This is a genomic window from Phenylobacterium sp. LjRoot219 (assembly GCF_964252995.1).
In the GTDB taxonomy this organism is placed as follows: Bacteria; Pseudomonadota; Alphaproteobacteria; order Caulobacterales; family Caulobacteraceae; genus Phenylobacterium.
The window spans coordinates 1,709,196-1,729,732 of the sequence record NZ_CAXUQI020000001.1 but is presented as its reverse complement, the minus strand read 5'-3'; the positions used below and the strand labels follow the sequence as shown (position 1 = coordinate 1,729,732).

21 protein-coding genes and 1 tRNA gene are annotated in these 20,537 nt (G+C 70.2%); 8 read left to right on the top strand and 14 right to left on the bottom strand.

Annotation, left to right across the window (positions count from 1 at the left end; genetic code table 11):
* Positions 1-62 precede the first annotated feature (62 nt).
* The 4 genes from ACSQ14_RS08560 to ACSQ14_RS08545 all read right to left on the bottom strand — a co-directional run bounded on the left by ACSQ14_RS08560 (position 63) and on the right by ACSQ14_RS08545 (position 2,945).
* Positions 63-920: a sucrase ferredoxin gene (locus ACSQ14_RS08560; RefSeq protein WP_436011662.1), complete on the bottom strand. Its 858-nt coding sequence runs from the start codon at positions 918-920 to the stop codon at positions 63-65.
* A 1-nt stretch (position 921) separates the two neighbouring features.
* The gene (locus tag ACSQ14_RS08555) at positions 922-2,004 is read right to left on the bottom strand and encodes a cupin domain-containing protein (RefSeq protein ID WP_436011660.1); all 1,083 of its coding nucleotides are present in this window, start codon (positions 2,002-2,004) and stop codon (positions 922-924) included.
* A 103-nt stretch (positions 2,005-2,107) separates the two neighbouring features.
* Positions 2,108-2,359 carry a hypothetical protein gene (locus ACSQ14_RS08550; protein WP_436011658.1) on the bottom strand — a complete coding sequence of 84 codons (252 nt, stop codon included), beginning with the start codon at positions 2,357-2,359 and terminating at the stop codon, positions 2,108-2,110.
* A 97-nt stretch (positions 2,360-2,456) separates the two neighbouring features.
* The gene (locus ACSQ14_RS08545) at positions 2,457-2,945 is read right to left on the bottom strand and encodes a hypothetical protein (RefSeq protein WP_436011656.1); all 489 of its coding nucleotides are present in this window, start codon (positions 2,943-2,945) and stop codon (positions 2,457-2,459) included.
* Between the two features lie 146 nt (positions 2,946-3,091).
* Between ACSQ14_RS08545 and ACSQ14_RS08540 the strand changes: the two genes are divergently transcribed.
* From ACSQ14_RS08540 to otsA, 3 genes are all read left to right on the top strand, one after another.
* Positions 3,092-3,892, top strand: coding sequence for an NAD(P)-dependent oxidoreductase (locus tag ACSQ14_RS08540; RefSeq protein WP_436011654.1), 801 nt, complete (start codon positions 3,092-3,094; stop codon positions 3,890-3,892).
* A 99-nt stretch (positions 3,893-3,991) separates the two neighbouring features.
* On the top strand, positions 3,992-4,297 hold the full coding sequence (locus ACSQ14_RS08535) for a hypothetical protein (protein WP_436011652.1): 306 nt from the start codon (positions 3,992-3,994) through the stop codon (positions 4,295-4,297).
* Between the two features lie 11 nt (positions 4,298-4,308).
* On the top strand, positions 4,309-5,733 hold the full coding sequence (gene otsA / locus ACSQ14_RS08530; RefSeq protein ID WP_436015387.1) for an alpha,alpha-trehalose-phosphate synthase (UDP-forming): 1,425 nt from the start codon (positions 4,309-4,311) through the stop codon (positions 5,731-5,733).
* A 9-nt stretch (positions 5,734-5,742) separates the two neighbouring features.
* On the opposite strand, the gene ACSQ14_RS08525 is transcribed toward otsA, so the two are convergent.
* Complete coding sequence (locus tag ACSQ14_RS08525; protein WP_436011650.1) at positions 5,743-6,507, bottom strand: tyrosine-protein phosphatase; 765 nt, start codon at positions 6,505-6,507, stop codon at positions 5,743-5,745.
* A 271-nt stretch (positions 6,508-6,778) separates the two neighbouring features.
* On the opposite strand from ACSQ14_RS08525, the gene ACSQ14_RS08520 reads away from it, so the two are divergent.
* Positions 6,779-8,014: a DUF937 domain-containing protein gene (locus ACSQ14_RS08520; protein ID WP_436011648.1), complete on the top strand. Its 1,236-nt coding sequence runs from the start codon at positions 6,779-6,781 to the stop codon at positions 8,012-8,014.
* A gap of 147 nt (positions 8,015-8,161) precedes the next feature.
* Here ACSQ14_RS08520 and ACSQ14_RS08515 read toward each other — a convergent pair.
* Positions 8,162-8,236: transfer RNA gene (locus ACSQ14_RS08515), tRNA-Lys, on the bottom strand.
* A 111-nt stretch (positions 8,237-8,347) separates the two neighbouring features.
* On the opposite strand from ACSQ14_RS08515, the gene ACSQ14_RS08510 reads away from it, so the two are divergent.
* The gene (locus tag ACSQ14_RS08510; RefSeq protein ID WP_436011646.1) at positions 8,348-9,019 is read left to right on the top strand and encodes a hypothetical protein; all 672 of its coding nucleotides are present in this window, start codon (positions 8,348-8,350) and stop codon (positions 9,017-9,019) included.
* Here the strand turns inward: ACSQ14_RS08510 and tgt are convergent.
* Complete coding sequence (gene tgt / locus ACSQ14_RS08505) at positions 9,004-10,119, bottom strand: tRNA guanosine(34) transglycosylase Tgt (RefSeq protein WP_436011644.1); 1,116 nt, start codon at positions 10,117-10,119, stop codon at positions 9,004-9,006. The two genes, ACSQ14_RS08510 and tgt, sit on opposite strands and share 16 nt — an antisense overlap.
* A complete protein-coding gene (gene queA, locus ACSQ14_RS08500; protein WP_436011642.1) occupies positions 10,119-11,198 on the bottom strand; it encodes a tRNA preQ1(34) S-adenosylmethionine ribosyltransferase-isomerase QueA in 1,080 nt (359 codons plus the stop codon). Before queA ends, tgt begins: the two co-directional genes overlap by 1 nt.
* Positions 11,199-11,264: 66 nt before the next feature.
* Here queA and ACSQ14_RS08495 point away from each other — a divergent pair, with 66 nt between their 5' ends.
* Positions 11,265-12,233 carry an endonuclease/exonuclease/phosphatase family protein gene (locus tag ACSQ14_RS08495; RefSeq protein ID WP_436011640.1) on the top strand — a complete coding sequence of 323 codons (969 nt, stop codon included), beginning with the start codon at positions 11,265-11,267 and terminating at the stop codon, positions 12,231-12,233.
* On the opposite strand, the gene ACSQ14_RS08490 is transcribed toward ACSQ14_RS08495, so the two are convergent.
* The 6 genes from ACSQ14_RS08490 to gyrA all read right to left on the bottom strand — a co-directional run bounded on the left by ACSQ14_RS08490 (position 12,205) and on the right by gyrA (position 18,842).
* Positions 12,205-12,756 (bottom strand): hypothetical protein, encoded by a 552-nt coding sequence (locus ACSQ14_RS08490; protein ID WP_436011638.1) that lies wholly within the window; start codon positions 12,754-12,756, stop codon positions 12,205-12,207. The two genes, ACSQ14_RS08495 and ACSQ14_RS08490, sit on opposite strands and share 29 nt — an antisense overlap.
* 88 nt (positions 12,757-12,844) lie before the next feature.
* The gene (locus ACSQ14_RS08485) at positions 12,845-13,336 is read right to left on the bottom strand and encodes a peptidylprolyl isomerase (protein WP_436011636.1); all 492 of its coding nucleotides are present in this window, start codon (positions 13,334-13,336) and stop codon (positions 12,845-12,847) included.
* Positions 13,336-14,196, bottom strand: coding sequence for a peptidylprolyl isomerase (locus ACSQ14_RS08480; RefSeq protein ID WP_436011634.1), 861 nt, complete (start codon positions 14,194-14,196; stop codon positions 13,336-13,338). The genes ACSQ14_RS08485 and ACSQ14_RS08480 overlap by 1 nt, the downstream gene beginning before the upstream one ends.
* A 71-nt stretch (positions 14,197-14,267) precedes the next feature.
* Positions 14,268-14,765, bottom strand: a complete 498-nt coding sequence (gene coaD / locus ACSQ14_RS08475) for a pantetheine-phosphate adenylyltransferase (RefSeq protein ID WP_436011632.1) — start codon at positions 14,763-14,765, stop codon at positions 14,268-14,270.
* A gap of 105 nt (positions 14,766-14,870) precedes the next feature.
* The gene (locus tag ACSQ14_RS08470) at positions 14,871-16,052 is read right to left on the bottom strand and encodes a class I SAM-dependent methyltransferase (RefSeq protein ID WP_436011630.1); all 1,182 of its coding nucleotides are present in this window, start codon (positions 16,050-16,052) and stop codon (positions 14,871-14,873) included.
* A gap of 21 nt (positions 16,053-16,073) precedes the next feature.
* Positions 16,074-18,842, bottom strand: coding sequence for a DNA gyrase subunit A (gyrA, locus tag ACSQ14_RS08465; protein WP_436011627.1), 2,769 nt, complete (start codon positions 18,840-18,842; stop codon positions 16,074-16,076).
* 124 nt (positions 18,843-18,966) lie between these two features.
* Between gyrA and ACSQ14_RS08460 the strand changes: the two genes are divergently transcribed.
* Entirely contained in the window at positions 18,967-20,007 is a 1,041-nt protein-coding gene (locus ACSQ14_RS08460; protein ID WP_436011625.1) for a 2OG-Fe(II) oxygenase, read from the top strand.
* A 79-nt stretch (positions 20,008-20,086) separates the two neighbouring features.
* A complete protein-coding gene (locus tag ACSQ14_RS08455; protein WP_436011623.1) occupies positions 20,087-20,536 on the top strand; it encodes a DUF3617 domain-containing protein in 450 nt (149 codons plus the stop codon).
* Position 20,537: the final 1 nt, after the last annotated feature.

Below are 20,537 nucleotides of genomic sequence, written 5' to 3'. Positions count from 1 at the left end.
TACGTCCTCTGCAGCGCCGCCAACCGCTCGCCGGGCGGTTGGTTCCCTTCGGTCGCGCGGGCTCAGCCGTCGAGTTGTTCGGCCTGGACGAACACCCGTCGCCGCCCTTGCGAGGGCGTAGTGGCGGCGAGCGCCGAGCAGGAGCCGTAGAACTCGAGGTCGGCCAGCTTCAGCTCCACCCGGTAGCGGCCGCCGCCGATGCTGGCTTCCATCTCCAGCGGACCGTGAGCGACCAGGCCGAGCGGCGCGCTCGCGTCGTTGACCAGGCCGGCGCGGGCGAGACCGGCGCGCACCACCTGGGCGATCGGCGGATCGAACACCCGGCCACGATACTGTTGCGGATCGAGCTGCCCGCCGGCCTCGGCGTTGCACAGCGCGCCGAGGTCCACCGCATCCAGATGGGCGTACATGCTGCCGGAGGGGAAGAAGATCCCGGTCGCGGCGAACCGGTCGCCACCGAGGTGCGAAGATTCGATCGGCTCGAACGCCGAGACGCCGGACTCGTAGAGCTTCCGCGCGGCCTGGTAGGCGGCGAAGCCGAACTTGGCGCAACAGCGGTCGCGGGTGCCATGGGTGCAGATCGCCAGCCGCGGACGACCGACCACGTCGACGCGCCAGCGTCGCCCGAACATCGCGAGCACCGGCTGCAGGAAATCCCCGGCAGGGTCGCCACGGGCGTGCACCAGGATTGGCGCGTCCTCGTTGGCGTCACTCGGCGGATTGTAGAGCCGCGTCACCACCCCGGCCTGCCGCGCTGCGCGCACCGCGTCGAGCTCGGCCTGCGAGGCCCAGTGCAGGTTCATTTCGTAGTGGTGCCAGACCTTCTTCGGCACCGGCAGGAAGACATAGGCCTGGGCCCGCACGCCGGTGCCAGCGCACGGCTCCTGGGCGTCGATCGAGGTGCGGGAGCAGAAGTTCACCTCACAGCCCCTCTCCGTCGATCGCGAAGGCCCCACGGCGGACCATTTCCCGCAGCAAGGCCTGCACCTCGGCCTCGGCATGGGTCGGCGCGGCGGCGGCGAAGGCCGCGCAGGTCACCGCCTCGCCGGCCAGCATCCGTCGCACGGGCGCCTCCAGCGCCGGCGCGAGCGAGAACTCGACGCCGCGCCAGCTCAGCACCACCGCCGCGTCCGTCCGCTCCAGCCGCGCCGGCCCCGCCGCCAGCCGCAGCCGGCGATCCGGCGCCAGCGGCGCGTCTTCCGCGCCGATGTCCGGGAAGGACAACGCCGGACGTTGCACCAGCATCGCCTCGACATGCCGGCGGTACCGGCGCGCCAGCGCCTGCGGCTCGGCCTGGGCGAGCCGTCCGAGCACCGCGGCGATCCGCGCACCGATCGCCCGCTCGCCCGCCTCGAACGGCAGGTCGGCGCGGATCTCGGCCGCGCCCAGCAGGTCGTCCGCCAGCCAGTGCAGGAAGTCCGACGCGGACTTGCGCGTCAGGCCGATGGTCAGATGCATCGTCGGCCCGCCGAGCCCGACGGCCGCATGCCAGTAGCCGCGCGGCAGGTAGAGCACGTCGCCCGGTTCGAGCACGGCCAGTTCGCGCGGATCCTGCGGCGGGCTCGCCGGCGGCTGCGGTCCGCGGCGGGTCGGCGAAGCCTCGGTAGCCCCGTAGAGCGCCCACTGCTTGCGCCCAGCCAGTTGGACGACGAACACGTCGTGATCGTCCCAGTGGACGTCGAACCCCTGGGTCGTGCCCCAGCAGGCGTACATGTTGGCTTGGCAGGACGAGACGAACTCGGCCGACAGCCCGGCGCACAACGCCTGCAACGGCGGGCTGAGTTCGTTGACCGCGTCGACGATCAGCGTCGCGCCCTCGCGCAGCCGCTCCATCAGCGCCGCCGCATCGAGATCGAGCAGCGCCGCGCCGCGGCGGCTGCGCCGCGACCTGAACAGCCCGGCGGTGACGTCGCCGCCGCCCCGCTCGAGCCGCAGCCGCGGCGGCGTTAGCCGGTGTTCGGCCAACGCCGCGTTGAGCTGCGGCCAGCCGAAGAAGGCTGACACGATCTTCTCCGGCAGGCGGGTCCGCCAGGCCTCGCGGCCGAGCGCGGTTTCGAGAAAGCCCCCGACCTCGGCCGCCCCGATCAGCGCGGCGAGGCTTGGGAAATCAGGCTCCGTCGGTGCCGTCGGTTCCGTCGCCGTCGACGCCGTCGGCGTCTGCGCCATCGGTTCCGTCGGTGTCGCCGCCGTCGGTTCCGTCAGAGTCCGCGCCGTCCGTGCCGTCAGTTCCGTCACCCTCTTCCCCATCGGTTCCATCGCTGTCGTGCGGGTCCGGTCCCTGCATCTGCAGGGTCGGATCCGTGGGCTCGTCGATGGACTGCAGGAGCGACCCGGTCTCAGAATTTACGTCTTGGTTCATGCCCGTCCTCTTGCGCCACAGGGCTCCACCTCGCGTAGAGCGCCCCGATCAATGGCAAGAACACCGTGCGGCTCAGTTTGATCCCGCGTGGCCGGCTTCAATGAACCGTGTGGACGCGCGGGTTAAGCTTGGCCGGCTCGGGCCGCCACAGCTCCCGCTCCGGCCCGGACAGCCGCCGCCCGCGGTCGGCGAGCAGGTCGGCGACATAGCGGACCGCGGCGAGCAGTCCGGGGTCGCGCCTGAGGCCGAGCAGTTCCGCGAGCGAGGCGTCGGCGTTCTCCGCCGCCTGCGCCTGGACCGCCGAAAGCGCGGCGAGAATCAGCAGCTCGTCGCGGCTGACGGCGCTGCTGCCCGGCATGTGCATCCGCAGACCGCCGCTGGTGCGGCTAGCCATCAGCCGGATCATCACCATCAGGGCGCAGAGGATCTGGTCGGCGGGCGGGCCATAGAGATCGAGGAACGTGCGCCTGAGCGATGGGCAGTCCACGCGCCCCACCGCCACCGAGCGCATCGCCCAGAGCACCGCCCTGTCGAGGTCGTCCAGTTCGACGGGCCCGTCCATGTCAAACGCTGGATCTAGCTGCATCACCAACCTCCCTGAAGGCGCGTCGAGGACGGTTTCATAGATGCAAGTCATTCGCAATAGCACTTCTGCGCCACAGGTCGACGCCCCGGCCGCGCCTGCCTAGGCTGCCCGCGCGCCACGGCGGCGCTTGGTCGAGGGGAGACGTCATGCGGATTGGCTGGATCGGCCTGGGAGCGATGGGCCTGGGAATGGCGCGATGCGCCGCGCGCGCCGGCCATGAGGTCACCGGCCACACCCGCGGCCGGCCGGAGCACCAGGCGCTGGTCGCCGACGGCGGCCGGCTGTCGCCGGACCTCGACGCCGTCGCGGCGTCGGCCGAGATCCTCTGCATCAACGTGTTCAACGACGAGCAGGTGCGCGGCGTCCTCTACGACGAGGGCGTGCTGGGGAAGCTGCAGCCCGGCGCAATGCTGGTGATTCACACCACCGGCGCGCCCGACCTGTCGCGCCAGGTGCAGGCGGATGCACCGGCCGGCGTCGAGGTGGTCGACGGCGCGTTCAGCGGCTCGCCGCAGCAGGCCGCGGAAGGCGCCCTGACGCTGATGGTCGGCGCGAGCGACGCCGCCTGGCCGCGGGTCGAGCCGCTGTTTGACGCCTATGGGGCGTTCGTCCGCCACGTCGGCCCGCTCGGCGCGGGCATGCAGTTGAAGCTGCTCAACAACCTGCTGTTCGCCGCCCACGTGCGGCTGGCCGCCGACGCCTATCGCATCGCCATCGACCAGGGCCTCGCCGTCGAGACGGTTGCCGAAGTGCTGGCCCGCAGCAGCGGCGCGAGCCGCGCGCTCGCCCTGCTCGGCGCCCGCGCCGTGCCGGACGACCTCTCGAGCATGCGCAAGTACGTCGAGAAGGACGTCGAGACCGCGCTGCGCATCGCCGCGGCCGCCGGGCTCGACCTGAAGTCCGTCGGCGAGGTGGCGCGCAGCTTCGCCGAACCCGGCGCGAGCTGACAGCGAGCGGCCCGCCACCTTGAGTCGAGGACCGCCAGCAACACGCCCCTCACATTAAGTTCAACGGCCAAGGCGTTTCAGCAGACGTTCATACGGCGTATGCACGTCGCCATGAAAATCGTCAGAAGCATCATCGATCACCTGCCCAGGTTTTCGACAGTTCTCGTCGCATGCGATTCATCGACAGACCCGAGATATCTGATCGAAACCCTGGAAGAACGCGGCCTAAGCATCCTCGGCCCCGCCTATACTAAGGATCATGCACTGACATTGGCCGCGCACTCCCGCGCCGACTTGGCGCTGGTCCAGGTGCAGCCTGGGGAAGACGACGATGGCCAGGCGCTCGCCGGGCAGCTTCAGCAGACGTGGGGTATTCCTGCGCTGCTGATTCAGGCGACTGCATGACGGAGCGGCCGATCCCGCGCCTGATCGTCATCTCCAACCGGGTCAGCGCGCCCGCGGACGAGAGCGACGCCAGCATCGGCGGCCTCGCGATGGCCCTGTCCGCCGCGCTCCGCGAGTACAGCGGCATCTGGTTCGGCTGGAGCGGCCGCACCACCGCGGAGTTCACCGGCCAGCTGTCGCTGCAGCGCAGCGCGGGCGTGACCATCGCCACCGTCGACCTGGAGGAGCAGGACCGCCAGGAATACTACAACGGCTACGCCAACCGGACGTTGTGGCCGCTGTTCCACTACCGGATCGACCTGTCGGCCTACGAGCGCTCGTTCGACAAGGGCTATGCGCGGGTCAATGCGCGGTTCGCCGACACGGTCGCGCCGCTGCTGCAGGCGGATGACCTGATCTGGGTGCACGACTACCACCTGATCCCGCTGGCCCAGGAGTTGCGGCGGCGCGGGGTCGCCAACCGCATCGGCTTCTTCCTGCACATCCCCTGGCCGACGCGCCGGCTGTTCAGCACCCTGCCGAACCACCGCGACCTCGTGCAGGCGCTGTTCGACTTCGACCTGGTCGGCTTCCAGACCGAGGACTCGCTGACCGCCTTTTGCGAGTACGTCACCGAAGAGGCCGGCGGCGTCGTCTCCTACGACGGGGTGGCCCAGGCGTTCGGCCGGCGGGTGCAGCTGGGCGCCTTTCCGATCGGGCTCGACACCGCCGCCTTCACCCAGGCGGCCGGCAGCCCGGTCGCCGAGGGCTGGCGCGAGCGCATGCACGCCAGCCTCGCCGACCGTCGCCTGATCATCGGCGTCGACCGGCTGGACTATTCCAAGGGCCTGGAGGAGCGCTTCCTCGCCTATGAGGACTTCCTGGCGAACCATCCAGACGCTCTGGAATCAGTGTCGCTGCTGCAGGTCGCCACGCCCAGCCGCGACGAGGTCACCACCTACCAGGATATCCGCGCCAAGCTGGACGCGGTCAGCGGCCGCATCAACGGCGCTTACGCCACGGCCGACTGGGTGCCGATCCGCTACGTCAACCGCACCTATCGACGTGACGAACTGGCCGGCATGTACCGCGCCGCTGCGGTCGGGCTGGTGACCCCGCTGCGCGACGGGATGAACTTGGTCGCCAAGGAGTTCGTCGCCGCCCAGGCGCCCGACGACCCCGGCGTGCTGGTGCTCTCGCAGTTCGCCGGCGCGGCCGAGCAGATGCCCGACGCCCTGATCGTCAATCCGTTCAGCCGGGAGGACATGTCGGACGCCATCCAGCGGGCGCTGACCATGCCGCGCGCCGAACGGGTGCGGCGCTGGGAGCGGCTGTACGACGGCGTGCGCGAGAACGACGTCACCGCCTGGCGCGACCGCTACGTCCAGGCGCTCGCGAGCCTCGCCGAGGCGCCGGCAGAGTCGGAACAAGTGGAAGACAGGCGCGCGACGGCCTAGCTCGCCGACCTATTCGAGCAGCAGGTCCTGGATGGCGCGCAGATCGCGCGCGCTGACGCCGAGCTGATCTTGCAGGTAGCGCGCCGCCGAGCCGTGCTCGTCCTCGACCGCGGCCAGGGCGGCGGCGATGTAGCTGGCGTCCACGCCCAGGATGGCGGCGACCACCTCCGGCTCCACCCGGGCCAGGAGCGAGGTCGCCGTCGCGCCCGAGCGGTCGAAGGTCGAATTCGACAGCAGATAGTCCTCGACGATCGTCTCCTGCGCCACGCCGAGCGCGTCGAGGATCAGCGCCGCGGCCACGCCGGTGCGGTCCTTGCCGGCCGAACAGTTGAACACCAGCGGCACCTCGCCGTCGGCGAGCCGGCGGAACAACTCGCGGTAGGCCGGCGCCTGTTCGAACGGCAGCTTGCGATAGCCCGAGACCATCGCGGCGCGGGCGTCGGCCCCGGTCGCCATGCCGGACGCCAGCAGGCCGCGCAGGTCGCCGAAGCTCATGTCGTAGTCGCGCGCCCAGTAGCTGAGGTTGGGGACGCGCCGCCATTCGACGGGGCTGGTCTCCCGCTCCGCCGTGGTGCGCAGATCGCAGACGAACCGGACGCCCAGTTCGGCGAGTTGCGCATAGGCCGCCTCCGTTAGGGCCGCCATGCTGCCGGAACGGTACAGCTTGCCCCAGCGCAGCCGGCGGCCGTCCTGGGTCGGATAGCCGCCGAGATCGCGGAAATTGCGTCCGCCTTCGAGCAGCAAAACCCGCTCGAGCTTTTCAGCCGTCTGCACCGCGTCACCTCGTTCAGCTGCCCGGCCGGCAGTTTGCCGGGCTTTCCGCCGAGCCGAAAGCCTGCAGGCGCCGGGCGGCGGCAAGATGCCGCCCGCGCGCCGACTTTACCTACGACACCCTACGCCGGCCTCCGGGTGTGACCCGATACACTTCAGGCGGCCAATGGGAGTATGCCCCCCGTTCGCCAGCCGGACGGGCTGGCGCCAAGCTCCCCGTATCGGGACACCCCCCGCGCCGCCATGGCCGCGGCGCCACCTAGGAGGCGTCGCCATGGCGAACCTGATCCAAACCGTCACGAACGCATTCACTCCAGACGTTACGTCCAAGCTGGCCGGCGCGATGGGTGAATCCCCGTCCGCGGTGACCAGCGGGATCGGCGCGGCGGCCCCGGCTTTGCTCGCCGGCGCCCTGCAGCGCAGCGCCACGCCGGCCGGTTCGCGCTCGCTGCTCGACCTCGTCAATCAATCCCAGGCCAACGGCCAACCGCTCGACCGCCTGGGCGCGGTGGCCAATGACGACAGCGCCCGCAGCGCCTTCCTCAGCCACGGCCAGGGCCTGGCCTCAGGCCTGCTCGGCGGCAGCACCACCAACGTCGCCTCGGCGATCGGCTCGCATTCCGGCCTCGGCATGGACTCGGCGACCAAGCTGCTGGCGATGATCGCGCCGATCGTGCTGGGGGTGCTGGGCCGCGCCGCCGGCCCCTCGCCCACCGCCTCCGGCCTGCAGACCCTGCTCAACAACGAGCGCGGCAGCATCCTCGGCGCCCTGCCGCCCGGGCTGGGCTCGCTGTTCGGCCTCGGCCCGGCCGCGGCGCGCACCGCGAGCCGCGGCGCGACGTCGGCGGAGAGCTACGCGGCTCACGCCAGCTCGACCAGCGCCGCCGTCGCCCGCCCCAGCGGCATGTCCCGGTTCCTGCCGTGGATCGTCGGCGGGCTGGTGCTGCTGGGCCTGATCTTCGCCATGCGCAACTGCGCCTCGGAGCGCGCCCCGGCGCCGCCGGCCGCCCCGACCGTCGCCCCGCCGACCGTCACCACCCCGCGGGTCGCCACCCCGACCACGCCGACGGTCACCCTCAACCTGCCCGGCGGCGGCTCGGTCAACGTGCCGGAAGGCTCGATCGGCTTCGGCGTCGCCAACTTCCTGCAGTCGAACCAGCCCGCGCCGAAGACCTTCGTGTTCGACAACCTGAATTACGACACCGCCTCGCGCGCCCTGACGCCTGAAAGCCGGCCGACGGTCAGCTCGCTGGCGACCATCCTCAGCGCCTATCCGAACACCGTCGTCCGCGTCGTCGGCTACACCGACAACCAGGGCGACCCGGCGGCCAACAAGACCCTGTCCGACCAACGCGCCGCGACGGTGAAGGCTGAACTGGCGCGGCTCGGCATCCCGGCCGATCGGATCGAATCCGCCGGCATGGGCGAAGCCAACCCGATCGCCGACAACTCGACCGAAGCCGGCCGTGCGCAGAACCGCCGCACCGAGCTGGTGATCCTGAAGAAGTAAGCTTCGACCAACGCATCCTGCGGCCGCCCGGCGATCCGCCTGGGCGGCCGTTCTTTGTCTGGGCTTTGCCGGAGGCAGGGCTCGGTCCGAGCGCCAAGCCGCGAGCGAGCCTCTGCAGAGGCGCTCAGCGCGGATTTTCGGAGAGATTGGTAGGCCGGGTGAGGTTCGAACTCACGACCATTCGATTAAAAGTCGAATGCTCTACCACTGAGCTACCGGCCCGCATCGCCGGCGAGGAGCGGGGCGAAGCGGCGCGGACCTTAGGCGCCGCGCCCGATCGACGCAAGGGCGGCGCAGCCTTAACAGCGCCGCCTAGTGCGATACGATCCACAGATGATGCGTCGAATCGTTGTTTTCCCCCTCGTCCTGGCCTCGCTGGCCGCCGCCGCCTGCACCACCACCCGCGCCGACGGCTCGCCGCAGGTGCAGACCACCTCTGAGGCGAACCAGGAGAACGTGCAGGGCGCCGCCTCGGCCCCGCTGCGCGATCTGAACGTGCTGCGCACCAAGATTCCCGAGGTGCTGCTGGACGCGATGCTCGATCCCTACCAGCGGCCGACGCCGGTGGCCGGACGGCGCGCCGGCAAGCACGCCGAGTGCGCCCAGCTCACCGCCTTGATCAAGCCGCTGGACGACGCCCTCGGCGCCGACCTCGACACCCCGTCGACCGACGAGGACGACCTGCTGCAGAAGGGCCGCAGCACCGCCCTGGGGGCGGCGGCCAGCCTCGCCTCCGATGCGATCCCGTTCCGCGGCTGGGTGCGCAAGCTCTCCGGCGCCGAACGGCACGACAAGCTGGTGATCGCGGCGATCACCGCCGGCGGCGTGCGGCGGGCCTATCTCAAGGGGCTCGGCGAGGCGCGCGGCTGCGAGCCGCCGGCGACGCCGTCGCACATGCTGACCCAGGTGGCCGAGGCCCAGAAGGCCGAGCGGGCGCTGCGCCCGCAGCCGCCGCCGACGACCGAGGCCGCCGGGCCGTTCAAGCCGCGTTATCCGGCCCGCTGACGCGCCCGGAAGTCGGCGCGGAAGGCGTCCAGCCGTCCCTCGGCGATGGCCGCGCGCATCTGGCCCATCAGCTGCTGGAAGAAGCCGATGTTGTGCCAGGAGATCAGCACCTTCGCGAGGATCTCATCGGCCCGCACCAGGTGGTGCAGGTAGGCCTTCGAATAGTCGCGGCTGGCCGAGACGGCGCTTTCGGGATCGAGCGGGCTCTCGTCCTCGGCGAAGCGGGCGTTCTTCAGATTGATCGGCCCGTCCCAGGTCCAGGCCTGGCCATGGCGGCCGGAGCGGGTCGGCAGCACGCAGTCGAACATGTCGACCCCGCGCCAGACCGCCTCGACGATGTCGATCGGCTTGCCGACCCCCATCAAATAGCGCGGCCGCTCGACCGGCAGCATGCTTGGCGCGAAGTCGAGCACCTCGCACATCGCTTCGTGGCCTTCGCCGACCGCCAGGCCGCCCAGCGCATAGCCGTCGAAGCCGATCTCGATCAGCCGCTCGGCGCTCTCCCGGCGCAGCGCTTCGGACAACCCGCCCTGCTGGATGCCGAACAGCGCCTGAGTCTCCCGCGCGCCGAAATAGGCCTTGCAGCGCGCGCCCCAGCGGGCCGACCGGCGCATCGCCTCGGCCGCCCGCCCCTCCTCCGCCGGCAGCGCCACCAGTTCGTCGAGCTGCATGACGATGTCGGAGCCCAGCAGGTCGGCCTGGATCTCCATCGACCGCTCGGGCGACAGCTTGTGGCGCGAGCCGTCGATGTGGCTCTGGAAGGTCACCGCGTCCTCGGTGACCTTGGCGATCTTCGACAGCGACATCACCTGGAAGCCGCCGCTGTCGGTGAGGATCGGCCGTTCCCAGCGCATGAACCGGTGCAGGCCGCCGAGCCGGGCAACCCGCTCGGCGGTCGGCCGCAGCATCAGGTGGTAGGTGTTGCCGAGCAGGATGTCGGCGCCGGTCGCGGCGACCTGGTCGACGGTCAGCGCCTTGACGGTCGCCGCAGTGCCGACCGGCATGAAGGCCGGGGTGCGGATCTCGCCGCGCGAGGTCGCCAGCACGCCGGTGCGCGCCTTGCCGTCGGTCGCGGCGATGGTGAAGGGAAAGGCCGCCATCAGGCGTCGGCCCGCCACAGCAGGCTGGCGTCGCCGTAGGAATAGAAGCGGTAGCCGCTGTCGATCGCGTGCGCGTAGGCGGCCCGCATGGCGTCAAATCCTGCAAAGGCCGAGACGAGCATGAACAGCGTCGATTTCGGCAGGTGGAAGTTGGTCATCAGCCCGTCGGCCGCGCGGAACCGGTAGCCCGGGGTGATGAAGATCGCGGTCTCGTCCAGGAACGGGCGGACCACGCCGTCCTCGCCGGTCGCCGACTCCAGCAGCCGCAGCGAGGTCGTGCCGACGCAGATGATCCGGCCGCCGGCGGCGTGGACTGCATTGAGCCGGGCGGCGGTCGGCGCATCGACCTCGCCCCATTCGGCGTGCATGCGGTGTTCGGAGAGGTCCTCGGTCTTCACCGGCAGGAAGGTGCCGGCGCCGACGTGCAGGGTGACGAAGGCCGTCTCGACGCCGGCCTCGGCCAGCCGCTGGAACAGCTCGGGGGTGAAATGCAGGCCGGCGGTGGGCGCGGCGACCGAGCCCTCCTCGTCGGCGTAGACCGTCTGGTAGTCGGCGCGGTCCTGCGCGTCCTCGCCGCGCTTGGCGGCGATATAGGGCGGCAACGGCATCGCCCCGTGTTCGGCGATGGCGGCGTCGAGGTCCGGGCCCGCCAGATCGAAGGCCAGCGTCACTTCGCCGCCCTCGCCCTTCTCCTTCACCGTGGCGTCCAGCCCGCCGAGCAGGCAGGCGCGGTCGGCGGTCTCGCCGAAGGCGATGCGGTCCCCTGCCGCGAGCTTCTTGCCGGGGCGCATGAACGCCGTCCAGACGTGCGGGCTGAGCCGCCGGTGCAGGGTCGCCTCGACCTTGATCCGGCTCTCGCCGCGCTCCCGCACGCCCTTCAGGCGCGCGGGGATCACCCGGGTGTCGTTGAGCACCAGGATGTCGCCGGCCCGCAGCAGGCCCGGCAGGTCGCGCACGGAAAGGTCGCGCCGCGGCGCGCCCGGCTCGATCAGCAGGAGGCGCGCGGAATCCCGCGGGCTCACGGGCCGCAGCGCAATGCGGTCCTCAGGCAGATCGAAGTCGAAGTCGGCAAGTTTCATGGGCCCGCGCCTGAGGCCACGCGGCACGGGGCGCGTCAAGCGCCGGGCGTGCTACAGCGACGATCGATGCGCGCGCTGCGAGTCGCCCTGAACCTGCTTCTCTGGCCCCCGGCGGTGCTGGTGGCGGCGCTGTGCGCCTTCGCCTCGGTCGCCGCTCAGTGGGGGCGGATCAGCCTGCAATGGGACGTGCTGGCGCATTTCGCGCCGCTCTGGCTGCTGGGCTCGGCGATCTGCGCGACGACGGCCCTGGTCTATCGCGGCTGGCGGCGGTGGAGCCTGGCGATCCTTGGCCTGGCGGGTCTGGTGGCCGGCGCCTCGCTGGTGGTCCCGGAGTATCTGCGCGACACCGGCCCGCATGCGCCGGCCGACGCGCCGGGCCAGATCAAGCTCGTGCAGTACAACGTCTGGCACAGGAACCGCGACCCGGCCCTGGTGCTCGACTGGCTGGAGCGCGAAGACCCCGACATCATCGTCATCGAGGAGAACACCGGCCGCTTCGCCAAGGCGGCGATCGCGCGCGGGCGCTGGTCGGTCGCCTGCCGGCGCTGCGAGGTGATGATCCTGTCGAAGCAGCCGGCGCTGGCCGCCGCCGCCGCCCGGCACAAGCGCAAGCCAGCCGCGCCTTTGACCTGGGCGACGTTCGAGGACAGCCACGGCCGGTTCGAGGTGATCGGCGTGCACAACGCCTGGCCGACCGACGCCGACCAGCCGATCCAGGAACGGCGGCTGGCGCTGGCGATCGCGGAGCGTCCGCACGAACGGCTGATCGTGGTCGGCGACTTCAACTCCGCCCCGTGGTCGTTCCAGCGCCGCCGCTGGGACAGCATCTACGGGCTGATCCGCCGCGACCGGGCGCTGCCGACCTGGCCGGCGCAGACCTATAAGCGCCTGCCCTGGCTGGGCCTGCCGTTCTTGGCCATCGACCACGTCTACGCCGGCCCCGACTGGGCGACGGTCAGCATCAGGCGCGGGCCGCGGCTGAGTTCCGACCACTATCCCGTGGTCGTCACCCTAGCGCCTGTCGCGCCGCGTTGAGCGCGGCCTGCAGTTGCTGGCGTTGCTGGGCGTGCTCGGCCTCGAGCGCGTCGGCCCGGCGCTCCAGTTCGGCGCGGTCGCGCTCGAGCCTGGCCTGCGCCTTGGCCTGACCAGCCTCCAGGGCCGCCAAGCGGGCCTCCAGGTCGGCGACGAGCTTCAGCGCCGCCTTCGACGGCCCCTTCGGCTCGGGCGGCGGTTCGAATTTGGTCAACGCCGCCGGGGCCGACGGCGGCTTTCCACGCTTCGGTTCAGCGGGCTCGGTTTGGACGGGCTTGGGCTTGCGCGGCGCGGACTTGAGCTTGGCGAGTTCGGCGCGGCCGGCGGCCGGACGGCGCAACACCTCGCCGGGATGGGCGGTCGCCTCGGCCACCAAGGCGGGATCATCGGTCTCGCGCGCCTGGCCTTCCTTGAAGACGTCCTGCCGAACGCCCCAGGCGGCCAGCGCCTTGACCTTCGAGCTGGTCGCCACGACGAAATCGGTCAGCCCGTCGGACGTGACGAACACTTTCAGGCGCGGCGGCATGCGAAGCTCCGGTTGCTACCAACCGGAAACGCCCGAACGGCCGCGGCGTTTTAAGCGCCCTCCCCGGCTCGGGGAGGGCGCTTGAGACTTACGGCAGCAGGTCGGCCGCGTTCGGCACGTCGGCCGCGACCTTCATGCTGACGATCTTGCCCGGGTCGCGCGGCGGCTCGCCCTTCGGCAGGGCGTCGACGTGCTCCATGCCGGAGACGACCTCGCCCCAGACCGTGTACTGGCGGTCGAGGAAGGTGGCGTTGTCGAAGCAGATGAAGAACTGGCTGTTGGCCGAGTTCGGGTTCGGCGTGCGGGCCATCGAGCAGACGCCGCGGACGTGCGGGACTTCCGAGAACTCGGCGTTCAGGTTCGGCTTCTTCGAGCCGCCCGAGCCGGTGCCGCTCGGGTCGCCGCCCTGGGCCATGAAGCCCGGGATCACGCGGTGGAAGACGATGCCGTCGTAGAAGCCTTCGCGCGCAAGTTCCTTGATGCGGGCGACGTGGCCCGGCGCCACGTCGGGGCGCAACTTGATCACGACCGGCCCGCTCTCGAGCGTCACGATCAGGAAATTCTCGGGATCTTGGGCCATCATTTCACCTCTGAAGGGATGTTCACGTCGCAGGCCGAGAAACCGGCCCCTTCTCGCGCCCGCACACGGGCGAGTTCAGCTTTGAACCACGGCCCGTTCGGATCGATCACCTTGATCGTCGGACGCTCCGCGGGGGGCAAATCGGCGAGCAGCCGCACGCGTTCCATACGGTCCTGCGGATCGGCCACAGGCTCGCCGGTCTTGATCGCGCGCACCACCTCCTGGCCGGCGATCACGCGGGCGAAGCCGGTGTAGTTCCGCTCCAGCCGCGGATACTTCGCCCGCATCAGGAAGAACTGGCTGTTGGCCGAATTCGGATTGTCGGCGCGCGCCGCGCCGGCCACGCCGGGGCAGTAGAGCGCCCAGGCCTGGACCATGCCGTCGCGGGTCATCGGCGCCAGCATCATGCTCTGGCTCATCACCGGCAGCGACTTGATGAAGCCGAGCTCGGACGAGCCCTGGTCGCCAGCGGGGACGAACGGCCCGTCGGCGCCGCGGCGGAAGAAGAACTCGGCCGGCAGGTCCGGCTTGTCCGAGCCGCCCTGGCCGTTGTTCTGCGGATCGCCGGTCTGGGCCATGAACTCGTCGATGACCCGGAAGAAGGTCAGGCCGTCATAGAAATGCGCGTGCGCCAGCTCGCGCACGCGGCTGACGAACTGCGGCGCGACCTCGGGCACCAGCTCGACAAGGATGCGGCCCTTGTTGGTGTCGATCACCAGCACATCGTTGGGATCGGGGGTGCGCCAGTCGGCGGGACCCGGCGCGGCGACGACGGGCGCAGCGGCCGGCGCCGCGGCGAGCGCGGGGACGGAAAGGGAGGCGAACGCGGCCAGCGCGGTCGCCAGCAGGACTGATTTCATGGGGCGTACTCGTATCGGGCGAGGCCGCCTCAGGCCAGCCCGGCGCGCCAGAAAAAAGCTCGGCCGTCGCGTTAGACGCGACCGACCTTTTTCAGCAGGCGATCGGCGACGCCCGGGCTGACGAAATTGCTCACGTCGCCGCCGAGCTGGGCGATTTCCTTCACCAGCTTCGAGGCGATCGCCTGGTGGCGCGGGTCGGCCATGAAGAAGACCGTCTCGATGTCGCGGTCGAGCTGCTGGTTCATCGCCGTCATCTGGAACTCGAACTCGAAGTCGGCCACCGCCCGCAGGCCGCGGACGATGACGCTCGCGCCGACTTCGCGGGCGAAGTGCATGGTCAGGCCTTCGAACGGCTGGACGACGATCTCGAAGGTCCCGCGCCGAAGCGGCGCCACGGCCTCCTCGACGATGGCCACCCGTTCGTCCAGGTCGAACAGCGGCCCCTTGCCGGCATTGATCGCCACGCCAAGCACGAGCCGGTCGACCAGTTTCGCGGCGCGACCGATGATGTCGGTGTGCCCGTTGTGGATCGGATCGAACGTGCCCGGATAAAGGCCAGTGCGGGTCATACGGCGGGTTCCCCCAACTCCCATGCATCGGCTTTCGCCGCGCGGGAGCCGTCTTGCAAGACTAATCTTCTGAAGAGCGAGCGCGGGCCCGCCGCTGCAACCGCTTTAGGACCCCGCGAGGTAGTCGCGCGTCACCGGCAAGGTCTCCAGTCGCTTCGACAACTGGAACTGCATCACCATGTGCGTGCCATAGCGGAAGCCAAGCTCGGCGCCGGCCAGGTAGAAGTCCCACATCCGGCGGAACCGGCCGTCATAGAGCGTCGGGATCTCCGGATCCGCCAGGAAGCGCTGCCGCCAGACCTTCGCGGTCTCCGCATAATGCAGCCGCAGCACCTCGACGTCGGTGATCCACAGGCCGGCGTCCTCGATCGCCTTGGTGACTTCCGACATCGCCGGGATGTAGCCGCCGGGGAAAATGTACTTCTGGGTGAAGGCGTTGGTCAGCGCCGGCGGGGTCATCCGCCCGATGCTGTGGATCACCGCCACCCCGTCGTCGGCCAGTTGCCGCTTCACGGTCTCGAAGTACTTGCGCAGGTTCGGCGCGCCGACGTGCTCCAGCATGCCGACCGAGACGATGCGGTCGAAGGGCCCGGCGACGTCGCGATAGTCCTGCAGCTCGAAGCGGACCTTGTCGGTCAGGCCGGCGGCCTCGACGCGCTCACGCGCCAGCTTGAGCTGCTCGGTCGAGAGCGTGACGCCGAGCACGTTCGCCCCGTACTCGCCGGCGAGGGTCATCGACAGGCCGCCCCAGCCGGAGCCGATGTCCAGCACCCGCTGCCCCGGCTGCAACAGCAGCTTGGCCGCCAGATGCCGCTTCTTGGCGACCTGCGCCTCCTCCAGCGTCATGTCCGGACGCGCGAAGTAGGCGCAGGAGTACTGCATGTCCGCGTCCAGCCAACGCCGGTAGAAGTCGTTGGACAGGTCGTAGTGGTGGGCGACGTTGCGGCGCGAGGCCACCCGGTCGTTGGCCTGCTGGATGCGGCGCTTGACCGCCTTCTTGGTCCGCTTGGCCCAGGTGCCCCGCCCCTTCGGACCGCGGCCGCCGCTGCGGCCGACGATCTCCAGCAGCTCCCAGATGTCGCCCCGCTCGAGGACTAGGTCCTCGTCCATATAGGCCTCGGCGAGCCCGAGGCCGGGGTTGGCGACCAGCCGGCGAAGGCCGGCGCGGTTCAGGCGGATCACCACCGCCGGCCCGCTGCCGTCGCCGGCCCGGTGTTCGCGGCCGCCGGGAAGCTTCACGGTGAGGTCGCCGACCTTCACCATTCGCGCCAGCAGCGACCCGATCATCCCCCCCTGCGCCATCCGGACTTAGCCTTCCGGCGTCTCAACGGCTTCGGCTTCAGGCCCGATGTCGTCGTCCGCCTCGCCGTTGTCGGCCAGGCGATCGACCGAAACCACGTGCTCGTCGGCGCCGGTGCGGAAGATGATCACGCCCGAGGTGTTGCGGCCGACCATGCGCACCTGGGTCACCGGCGTGCGGATCAGCTGCCCCTGGTCGGTGACCAGCAGGATCTGGTCGCCTTCGTCCACCGGGAAGGAGGCCGCAAGGCGGCCGCCGCGCTTGGTCAGGTCCTGGGCCAGCAGGCCCTGCCCGCCGCGGCCGGTGCGCCGGAACTCGTAGGCCGAGGTCCGCTTGCCGTAGCCTTCGGTGGAGACCGTGAGGATCACCTCTTCGGCCGCGCCGAGCTGGGCGAAGCGTTCGAGCGACAGCGCGGCGTCGCCGGCCACCTCTTCCTCGTCCTCGGCCGCCACGACGTCTTCGACCTCTTCACCTTCGCCCAATGCGGCCCGACGGTTGGCGTTGGCCTGTTTCACATAGGCCGCGCGCTCGTCGGCGGTGGCCTCGACCGAGCGCAGGATCGCCATCGAGATGACGCTGTCGCCGGCCGCCAGGCGGATGCCGCGGACCCCGGTCGAATCCCGGCCGGCGAAGACCCGCACCTCATCCACCGCAAAGCGGATGCAGCGGCCGAGCGCCGTGGTCAGCAGGATGTCGTTCTGATCGGCGTTGCAGACCCCGACGCCGACGATCGAGTCGCCTTCGTCGAGCTTCATGGCGATCTTGCCGTTGCGCTTGATGCCGATGAAGTCGCTGAGCTTGTTGCGGCGGACGTTCCCCGAGCGGGTGGCGAACATCACGTCGTACTGATCCCAGGTCGCCTCGTCCTCGGGCAGCGGCAGGATCGAGGTGATGCTCTCGCCGGTCTCGATCGGCAGCAGGTTCACGAAGGCCTTGCCGCGCGACGTCGGCGTGCCGACCGGCAGGCGCCAGACCTTCAGCTGGTAGGCCTTGCCGCCCGACGAGAAGAACAGCATCGGCGTGTGGGTGTTGGCCGAGAACACCCGGGTGACGGCGTCCTCTTCCTTGGTCTGCATGCCGGAGCGGCCCTTCCCGCCCCGGTGCTGGGTGCGGTAGGTCGCCAGCGGCGTACGCTTCACGTAGCCGCCGTGGGTCACGGTGATGACCATGTCGTCGCGCGGGATCAGATCCTCGTCCTCGACGTCGGCGTCGCCCTCGACGATTTCGGTGCGGCGCGGGACGGCGAAGTTGGTCTTCACCTCGACCAGCTCGTCGCGGACGATCCCCATGATCTTCTCGCGCGAAGCCAGGATCTCCAGGTAGCCGCTGATCGCGTCGGCCAGGGTGCGGGCCTCGCCGAAGATCTCGTCCCGGCCGAGACCGGTCAGGCGCGACAGGGTCAGCGCCAGGATGGCGCGGGCCTGCTCGTCCGTCAGCCGGATCTGCACGCCGTCCACGACCACCGTGCGCGGATCGGCGATCAGCTCGACCAGCGGCAGCATGTCGCCGGCCGGCCAGTCGCGGGCGACCAGGCGTTCGCGCGCCTCCGTCGGGTCCTTGGAGGAGCGGATGATGTGGATGAACTCGTCGATGTTGGCGACGGCGATCGCCAGACCGACCAAGACGTGACCGCGGTCGCGCGCCTTGCCGAGCTCGAACTTGGTGCGCCGGACGACGACCTCTTCGCGGAAATCCACGAAGGCGGTGACCATCTCGCGCAGGCCCATCTGCAGCGGCCGGCCGCGGTTCAGCGCCAGCATGTTGACCCCGAACGAGGTCTGCAGCGGCGTGTAGCGGTAGAGCTGGTTGAGCAGCACCTCGGCGCTGGCGTCGCGCTTCAGCTCGACGACGATGCGCATGCCCTGGCGGTCGCTCTCGTCTCGCAGGTCGCCGACGCCCTCGATACGCTTCTCGCGCACCAGCTCGGCGATCCGCTCGACCAGGCCAGCCTTGTTCACCTGATACGGGATCGCGGTGATGACGATGGCTTCGCGATCCTTGCGGATCTCCTCGACCGAGGCCTTGCCGCGCATCACCACCGAGCCGCGCCCGGTCATCAGCGCATTGCGCGCGCCCGTCCGGCCGATGATCTCGCCGCCGGTCGGGAAGTCTGGACCCGGCACGATGTCGAGCAGGTCCTCGAGGGTGACCTCGGGATTGTCGACATAGGCCAAGCAGGCGTCGACGATTTCGCCCAAGTTGTGCGGCGGAATGTTGGTCGCCATGCCGACGGCGATGCCGCCGGCGCCGTTGACCAGCAGGTTCGGGATCCGCGAGGGCAGCACCACCGGCTCTCGCTCGGAGCCGTCGTAGTTGTCCTTGAAGTCGACCGTGTCCTTGTCGAGATCCGCCAGGATCGACATGGCGGCCTTGGTCATGCGGCTTTCGGTATAGCGCATGGCCGCCGGCGGATCGTTGTCCACCGAGCCGAAGTTGCCCTGACCGTCGATCAGCAGCAGCCCCATGGAGAAGGGCTGGGCCATCCGCACCATGGTGTCGTAGATCGCGACGTCGCCGTGCGGGTGATACTTACCCATCACGTCACCGACCACGCGGGCGGACTTCACATAGCTGCGGTCAGGCGTGTGCCCCTGCTCGTTCATCGAGAACAGGATGCGCCGGTGAACGGGCTTGAGACCGTCGCGGACGTCGGGCAAAGCGCGACTCACGATCACGCTCATGGCGTAGTCGAGGTACGAGCGCTTCAGCTCGTCTTCGATAGCGATAGGGGCGATGCCCCCACGCCCGTGTTCCGGCGGGGTGATTGTGTCGGTCAAGGGTGGGATTTGCCCTGAGAATCGGACTGGTTATGTAGCCTCGTTGATAGCATTACGAAGGCGGGGGTCACAACGTTCGCGCGGTCGTGCGCGCGAGACGAGCCGCCTGAAGGTCCCTAGTTGCATGTCCCTCCAGCCCGGCGAGCCCGCCCCCTGGTTCCGTGGCGTCACGCCGTCCAACCCGGAATTCACCTTCGACAGCGTCGCCGGACGCTACGTGCTGCTGGCCTTTCTGCCGAAAGCGGACGCCGCGCGCCTAGCCGCCTTGCAGGCGCTGGCGACGCACCGGGCGATGTTCGACGACGCCCGGGCCTCGGCCTTCGCCGTGGTGCGGGACCCGCAGACCGCGGCCGGGGCCCAGGACATGGTCGGGATCCGCTGGGTGCTGGACCTCGACGGCGCGGTCAGCGCCCAGTTCGCGCCGGCCGGCGGCGAACCGCCTACCTGGATGCTGCTCGATCCGACGCTGCGCCTGCTGCACAGCTTCGAGCTCGCCGACGCTGACGCGGTGTTCGCCGCCCTCGCCGCCCTGCCCCCGCCCGCCGAGCACGCCGGGGTCGCGACCCACGCTCCGGTGTTGATCGCCCCACGGATCTTCGAACCCGAGCTCTGCCGCCGGCTGGTCGCGTTGCATGCGGAAACCCAGGGCGCGCCCACCGGCGTGATGCGCGACCGCGGCGACCGCACCGCCTATGTGATGGACGAGCTGAAGCGCCGCCGCGACGTGGTGATTGAAGATCCGGCGCTGGTCGCCGAGATCCGTGAACGGCTGGAGAACCGCCTGTTTCCGCAGATCGAACGCGGCTTCGGCTTCCAGGCCACCCGCATCGAGCGCTACCTGGTCAGCTGCTATTCGGCCGAGGACGGTGGGGTGTTCCACGCACACCGCGACAACACCACCTACCAGACCGCGCACCGCAAGTTCGCCGGCTCGATCAACCTCAACGACGACTTCGACGGCGGCGACCTGCGGTTTCCGGAGTTCAGCCGCGCCGTCTACCGGCCGCCGCTCGGCGCGGCCTGCGTCTTCGCCTGCGGCCTGCTGCACGAAGCCACCCGGGTCACCGCCGGCCGCCGCTTCGCCTTCCTGCCGTTCTTCTACGACGAAGCCGGCGCGCAGGTGCTGGCCGCCTACCAGGCGCGGGTCGCCGAACCCGACGCATGAACGCAGGTCTCCCCGGCCGTTGAACGGCGGTTCACAAAACCTGCGGCAGAGTCGCGCCAGACTGATTTCCAGAGACCTTATGAAACCGATCCTGCCCCTGCTCGCCCTCCTGGCCGTCGCCGCGCCGGCCGCGGCCCGGCCGCCGGTCGACGACAGCCCGATCCGGCCCGGCTACTGGGAATCGACCAATCGCGTGCTGTCGCCGATCCGCACCAAGTCGGTGGAGCGCCGCTGCCTGACGCCGGCGGACGTCGACAAGTTCCTCGCCGGGCCCAGCAACCGCCACTACGACTGCACCTATCCGACCAAGGTCATCGAGAATGGCGTGATCCGGATGTCGGGCGCCTGCGTGAAGCGCAAGGGCGGCGGCGGCAAGATCAAGGTCGCCGGCGAAGGGGTCTATACGCCGACCAGCTTCAAGATCACCGCCACCCTCGCGACCGAGCTGGCCGGCATCCCGGTGAGCGGCCGCGCCTCGACCGAGGCCGTGCGGATCGGCGACACCTGCCCCGAAAAGCCCGACGCCTAGG

Coding starts and splice junctions, on each gene's coding strand:
- ACSQ14_RS08550 (WP_436011658.1), bottom strand. CDS start 2,359: ATGAACCAAGACGTAAATTCTGAGACCGGGTCGCTCCTGCAGTCCATC.
- ACSQ14_RS08545 (WP_436011656.1), bottom strand. CDS start 2,945: ATGCAGCTAGATCCAGCGTTTGACATGGACGGGCCCGTCGAACTGGAC.
- ACSQ14_RS08540 (WP_436011654.1), top strand. CDS start 3,092: ATGCGGATTGGCTGGATCGGCCTGGGAGCGATGGGCCTGGGAATGGCG.
- ACSQ14_RS08535 (WP_436011652.1), top strand. CDS start 3,992: ATGCACGTCGCCATGAAAATCGTCAGAAGCATCATCGATCACCTGCCC.
- ACSQ14_RS08520 (WP_436011648.1), top strand. CDS start 6,779: ATGGCGAACCTGATCCAAACCGTCACGAACGCATTCACTCCAGACGTT.
- ACSQ14_RS08510 (WP_436011646.1), top strand. CDS start 8,348: ATGATGCGTCGAATCGTTGTTTTCCCCCTCGTCCTGGCCTCGCTGGCC.
- tgt (WP_436011644.1), bottom strand. CDS start 10,119: ATGGCGGCCTTTCCCTTCACCATCGCCGCGACCGACGGCAAGGCGCGC.
- queA (WP_436011642.1), bottom strand. CDS start 11,198: ATGAAACTTGCCGACTTCGACTTCGATCTGCCTGAGGACCGCATTGCG.
- ACSQ14_RS08495 (WP_436011640.1), top strand. CDS start 11,265: ATGCGCGCGCTGCGAGTCGCCCTGAACCTGCTTCTCTGGCCCCCGGCG.
- ACSQ14_RS08490 (WP_436011638.1), bottom strand. CDS start 12,756: ATGCCGCCGCGCCTGAAAGTGTTCGTCACGTCCGACGGGCTGACCGAT.
- ACSQ14_RS08485 (WP_436011636.1), bottom strand. CDS start 13,336: ATGGCCCAAGATCCCGAGAATTTCCTGATCGTGACGCTCGAGAGCGGG.
- ACSQ14_RS08480 (WP_436011634.1), bottom strand. CDS start 14,196: ATGAAATCAGTCCTGCTGGCGACCGCGCTGGCCGCGTTCGCCTCCCTT.
- coaD (WP_436011632.1), bottom strand. CDS start 14,765: ATGACCCGCACTGGCCTTTATCCGGGCACGTTCGATCCGATCCACAAC.
- ACSQ14_RS08470 (WP_436011630.1), bottom strand. CDS start 16,052: ATGATCGGGTCGCTGCTGGCGCGAATGGTGAAGGTCGGCGACCTCACC.
- ACSQ14_RS08460 (WP_436011625.1), top strand. CDS start 18,967: ATGTCCCTCCAGCCCGGCGAGCCCGCCCCCTGGTTCCGTGGCGTCACG.
- ACSQ14_RS08455 (WP_436011623.1), top strand. CDS start 20,087: ATGAAACCGATCCTGCCCCTGCTCGCCCTCCTGGCCGTCGCCGCGCCG.